This is a genomic window from Micromonospora tarensis (genome assembly GCF_016803395.1).
Classification (GTDB): domain Bacteria; phylum Actinomycetota; class Actinomycetes; order Mycobacteriales; family Micromonosporaceae; genus Micromonospora; species Micromonospora tarensis.
On record NZ_JAEVHL010000325.1, the window covers coordinates 1 to 5777 of the forward strand.

Below are 5777 nucleotides of genomic sequence, written 5' to 3' on the forward strand. Positions count from 1 at the left end.
GAGGCCGGCCAGACCCGACCTGATGGCCTGCGCTACGCGGCCGCCCACCTGGCGGCGCTGCGCGCGGCGGCCGCCCTGCTCGCCGCCCGCGCCCGACCCGCGCCGAGCCGGCGCAACCGGATCACCAGCGTCTGGGTCCTGCTCTGCGCCGTCGCTCCGGAGCTGGACGAGTGGTCCCGGTTCTTCGCCGCCGGAGCCAGCAAACGCGCCGCCGCCGAGGCGGGCATCCCCCGGGTGGTCAGCGCCCGGGAGGCCGACGACCTGCTCCGCGCCGCCGAACAGTTCGTGACGGTGGTGGAGACCGCGCTCGGCGTGGCCCACCAACCGGCCCTGGACGGCCTCGCCGCCTGATCCCGCCGTGTCGGTCTTGATCTGATCCACAGCAATGACGGGGGAGTTGGTCCAATGGCGGGCCGCATGGTGGTCGGTTCCGCCGCGCTGGCCGACCTGGTGCGCCCGGCGAGCGCACCCGACCCGGTCGGCGGCCACCGGGTGCTGCCGGTGGTGCCCGAGCTGACCGGTCTGCTGCCCAACCGGGGCCTGCGGCGGGGCAGCACCATCGCGGTCGCCGCCGGCCAACCCCGGCGCAGCGGCGGCACCTCGCTGATGCTGGCCCTGCTCGCCGAGGCGTCCCGGGCCGGCTCGTGGTGCGCCGTGGTCGGGGTGCCGACGTTCGGCGCGGGCGCGGCCGCCGAGTTGGGCATCGCCCTGGACCGGTTGGCCCTGGTGCCGACCCCCGGTCCCGAGTGGGCCACCGTGGTCGCCGCGCTGATCGACGGGGTGGACGTCGTGGTCACCGCCGTGCCGTCCACGGTCTCCGCCTCGGTGGCCACCCGGTTGGCCGCCCGGGCCCGGCAGCGTGGCAGCGTGCTCGTTCCGTACGGCCGGTGGGACGGCGCGGATGTGACACTGCAGGTGGTCCGCGGAGTCTGGGAGGGGCTCGGGCGGGGTCGGGGGCGGCTACGCCGCCGGGAGATCACCGTCTCTGCGCGCGGGCGCGGGGCGGCCGCCCGCCCCAAGGAGATCAAGGTCTGGCTCCCGGGTGACGAGCTCACCCGGGTGATCCCCCGTACGATGCCGTCGCCGGGTCGACCGGCCGCGCCGCTCGCCCTGGTCGGTCGGGGGTGACGACCCGCTCGCCGGCCCGCACTCTGCTGCTGTGGTGCCCGGACTGGCCGGTGCTCGCCGCCGAGATCGTCGACGGGGTGCCGGCGACCGGTCCGGTCGCCGTGCTGCACGCCAACCGGGTGGTCGCCTGCTCTGAGCGGGCCCGCGCCGAGGGGGTGCGTCGCGGGTTGCGCAAGCGGGAGGCGCAGGGCCGCTGCCCCCAGCTCACCGTCGTGGAGTACGACCCGGGTCGGGACGCCCGGGCGTTCGAGCCGGTGGTCGCCGCGGTGGAGGAGTTGGTGGCCGGTGTCGAGGTGGTCCGTCCGGGTGCCTGCGCGGTGGCCGCCCGGGGGCCGAGCCGTTACCTCGGCGGCGAGGAGGCGGCCGCCGAGCGGATCATCGAGCACGTCGCTCAGTCGTGCCTGGTGGAGAGCCAGGTCGGCATCGCCGACGGGGTGTTCGCGGCCGGGTTGGCCGCTCGCGCCGGCCGGGTGGTGGCACCGGGCGGGACACCGGAGTTCCTGGCCGGGCTGCCGGTCGAGGCGCTCGGCGGTCGGCGCTGGCCGACCTGCTGCGCCGGCTGGGGGTGCGTACCCTCGGCGACTTCGCCGCGCTGCCGGCCGGCGACGTGCTGGCCCGGTTCGGGTTCGACGGTGCGCTGGCCCATCGGCTGGCCGCCGGGCGGGACCATCGCCCCCTCGCCGTCCGGCAGCCGCCGGCCGACCTGACGGTGACCGCGGAACACGACGACCCGATCGACCGGGTCGACGCGGCGGCGTTCGTGGCCCGGGCGCTGGCGGAGCAGCTGCACGAGCGGCTGGCCGGGCACGGGCTGGCCTGCACCCGGCTCGGTATCGAGGCGGTCACCGAGCACGGGCAGGAGCTGCACCGGGTGTGGCGACACGACGGCCTGCTCACCGCGGTGGCCATCGCCGACCGGGTGCGCTGGCAGCTCGACGGGTGGCTCTCCGGCAGCAACGGCCGCACCGGCGCCCGACCGGCCCGACCGACGGCCGGCATCATCCGGCTGCGACTGATCCCGGACGGGGTGATCGCCCAGGCCGGTCTGCAAGCCGGCCTCTGGGGGGAGACCGGCGAGGAGCGCGAACGGGCGCACCGGGCGTTGAGCCGGGTGCAGGGCATCCTCGGCCCGGAAGCGGTGGTCACCGCGGTGCTCGGTGGTGGCCGTTCCCCGGCCGACCAGGTGCGACTGGTGCCGTGGGGTGACGAACGCCTTCCCGCCCGTCCCGATGCTCCGCCGTGGCCGGGTCGGCTGCCGGCACCCGCACCGGCGGTGGTGCTGCCCAGCCCGCTCGCGGCGACCGTGCACGACGCCGCCGGCGAGCCGGTGGTGATCAGCGCGCGGTTGGCGGTGAGCGCCCCACCGGCCCGGCTGGTGGTCGGTTCCGGCCAGCCGGCGGAGATCGTGGGCTGGGCCGGCCCCTGGCCGGTGGACGAGCGCTGGTGGGCTCCGGCCGAGGCCCGTCGCCGAGCCCGGTTCCAGGTCAGCCTGGCCGACGGTGCCGCTCTGCTGCTGGCCGTCGAGGCCGGGCAGTGGCTGGTGGAGGCGATCTATGACTGAGGGGCGGTGTCGCTGCGGAGCCCGGCTGCCCGACCGGTCGGGCCGCTCCCTGCCGGGGGCGGATGTTCCGGCGAGCGATATGACTCTCCGGCATATTCATGACTCTCAGGTATATCGCTCACCGACGCTTCCGCCGACGGGGCCGGTCGTCGGGGCCCGGCCACCCGAGGGGGCGGCTCGATGAGTTTCCACAACCCGAAGATGCCCTGGTCGGAGCTGGAGCGGGTGCTCTCCGGGCGGGCCGGTGGTAAGCGGGGGAGCCAGGGTGAGCGGCACCTGCACGTGGTGGACCCGCTCGCCGTGGACGCCGACGGGGGCGACTCCCCGGCCTGGAGCCGCCGGCGCGAGCAGTACCAGCCACCGGAGCTGACCCGTCCCGACGGTGTGGTGCCCTACGCGGAGCTGCACGCGCACACCAACTTCAGCTTCCTCGACGGCGCCAGCCACCCGGAGGAGTTGGCCGAGGAGGCGGCCCGGCTGGGGCTCACCGCGCTCGCCGTCACCGACCACGACGGCTTCTACGGGGTGGTCCGGTTCGCCGAGGCGGCCCGCACACTCGGCCTGCCGACCATCTTCGGCGCGGAGCTGTCCCTCGGGCTGCCCGGCCCGCAGAACGGCGAACCGGACCCGCACGGCGCGCACCTGCTGGTGCTCGCGCACGGCCACGAGGGGTACGCCCGGCTGGCCACCACCATCGCCCGCGCCCAGCTACGCGGCGGGGAGAAGGGCCGCCCGGTCTACGGGGAGCTGGAGGAGGTCGCCGAGGAACTACGTGACCACGTGCTGGTGCTGACCGGCTGCCGCAAGGGGCACGTGCCGGGGGCGCTGCTCACCGAGGGGGTGGACGCGGCGGCCCGTGAGCTGGACCGGCTGACCGCGCTCTTCGGCGCGGAGACGGTGGCGGTGGAGCTGACCGACCACGGGCATCCCGTCGACGCCGACCGCAACGACGCGCTCGCCGAGCTGGCCGCCGCGGCCGGGCTACCGACGGTGGCCAGCAACAACGTGCACTACGCCAGCCCCGGCCGGCGTCGACTGGCCACCACTGTCGCCGCGGTGCGGGCCCGGCGCAGCCTGGACGAGATCGACGGCTGGTTGCCCGCGGCGGCCACCGCCCACCTGCGCAGCGGGGCGGAGATGGCGGCCCGGTTCGCCGCTTACCCGGGTGCGGTGGCGCGGGCCGCGGAGTTCGGCGCCGAACTGGCCTTCGACCTCCAGCTCGTCGCGCCACAGCTGCCGGCGTACCCGGTGCCGCCGGGGCACACCGAGATGAGCTGGCTGCGGAAGTTGACCGCCGACGGGGCACGCGAGCGCTACGGGCCGCCGCAGGCGCACCCGACGGCGTACGCGCAGCTCGACCACGAACTGAACATGATCGAGGAGCTGGGTTTCCCGGGCTACTTCCTGGTGGTCTACGACATCGTCTCGTTCTGCCGCAAGCAGGACATCTACTGCCAGGGCCGGGGCTCGGCGGCCAACTCGGCGGTCTGCTACGCGCTGCGGATCACCAATGTGGACGCGGTCCGACACCGGCTGCTCTTCGAGCGGTTCCTCGCCCCGGAGCGGGACGGCCCTCCGGACATCGACGTGGACATCGAGTCCGACCGGCGGGAGGAGGTGATCCAGCACGTCTACACCCGCTACGGCCGGGAACACGCCGCCCAGGTCGCCAACGTCATCTCCTACCGGCCCCGGTCGGCGGTGCGGGACGTGGCCAAGGCCTTCGGCTACTCGCCGGGGCAGCAGGACGCCTGGAGCAAGCAGATCGACAGGTGGGGTTCGGTCGCCACTGTCGACGTCGAGAACATCCCCGAGCAGGTGGTGGAGTACGCCAACGAGTTGCAGACGTTCCCCCGGCACCTGGGCATCCACTCCGGCGGCATGGTGATCTGCGACCGGCCGGTGATCGAGGTCTGCCCGGTGGAGTGGGGGCGGATGCCCGGACGCAGCGTGCTCCAGTGGGACAAGGACGACTGCGCGGCGGTGGGCCTGGTCAAGTTCGACCTGCTCGGCCTCGGCATGCTCTCCGCCCTGCACTACGGCTACGACATGATCGGCGAGAGCCTCGACCTGGGTGACATGACCCTGGACGACCCGGAGGTCTACGACATGCTCTGTCGGGCCGACTCGGTAGGGGTGTTCCAGGTGGAGAGCCGGGCCCAGATGGCCACCCTGCCCCGGCTCAAGCCCCGCGAGTTCTACGACCTGGTGGTCGAGGTGGCGCTGATCCGACCCGGCCCGATCCAGGGTGGTTCGGTGCACCCGTTCATCCGGCGCAAGAACGGCCAGGAGCCGGTGACCTTCGCGCACCCGCTGATGCGCAACGCCCTGGAGAAGACCCTGGGGGTGCCGCTGTTCCAGGAGCAGCTGATGCAGCTCGCCATCGACCTGGCCGGTTTCGACGCGGCCGAGGCCGACCAGCTGCGCCGGGCGATGGGCGCCAAACGGTCGGTCGAGCGGATGACCCGGATCGCCGACCGGCTCTACGCCGGGATGGCCGAGCGGGGCATCACCGGTGAGCTGGCCGACGACGTCTACCGCAAGCTCACCGCGTTCGCCAGCTACGGCTTCCCGGAGAGCCACGCGATGAGCTTCGCCTACCTGGTGTACGCCAGCTCCTGGCTCAAGCGCTACCACCCGGCGCCGTTCCTGGCGGCGCTGCTCAACGCCCAGCCGATGGGCTTCTACTCGCCGCAGACACTGGTCGACGACGCCCGCCGGCACGGGGTGGAGGTCCATCGTCCGGACATCAACGCCAGCGGGGCCCTGGCGGTGCTGGAGTCCACCCCGGACACCCGGTGGGGCAGCGGGCCGGGGGAGCCGCCGCACGCCTGGGGGCTGGGTGGGCCGGCGGTCCGGCTCGGGCTGTCCAGCGTGCGTACCCTCGGGGCTGAGGTGGCCGAGCGGATCGAGGCCGAACGGGTGGCGCACGGGCCGTACCGGGACATGCCGGACCTGGCCCGGCGGCTCGGTCTCACCGCGGCGCAGTTGGAGGCGTTGGCCACCGCGGACGCCTTCGCCTGTTTCGGGCTGACCCGACGGCAGGCGCTCTGGGCCGCCGGCGCGGCGGCCCAGGACCGGCCGGGCC

At 74.6% G+C, this 5777-nt stretch carries 3 protein-coding genes and 1 pseudogene; all 4 read left to right on the forward strand.

Translation table 11 applies throughout. From position 1 onward, the window contains the following. A partial coding sequence (locus JM949_RS32795; protein ID WP_203151943.1) for an SAV_6107 family HEPN domain-containing protein occupies window positions 1-351 on the forward strand: 351 nt, incomplete at its 5' end. Window positions 352-405: 54 nt separating this feature from the next. Further along, window positions 406-1128 carry a hypothetical protein gene (locus tag JM949_RS32800; protein ID WP_203151944.1) on the forward strand — a complete coding sequence of 241 codons (723 nt, stop codon included), beginning with the start codon at window positions 406-408 and terminating at the stop codon, window positions 1126-1128. Beyond that, window positions 1125-2689 (forward strand): annotated as a pseudogene (locus JM949_RS32805) (DNA polymerase Y family protein). Before JM949_RS32800 ends, JM949_RS32805 begins: the two are co-directional and overlap by 4 nt. A gap of 180 nt (window positions 2690-2869) precedes the next feature. Beyond that, the coding region (locus tag JM949_RS32810) for an error-prone DNA polymerase (protein ID WP_203151945.1) at window positions 2870-5777 on the forward strand (2908 nt) is incomplete at its 3' end.

Coding starts and splice junctions, on each gene's coding strand:
- JM949_RS32800 (WP_203151944.1), top strand. CDS start 406: ATGGCGGGCCGCATGGTGGTCGGTTCCGCCGCGCTGGCCGACCTGGTG.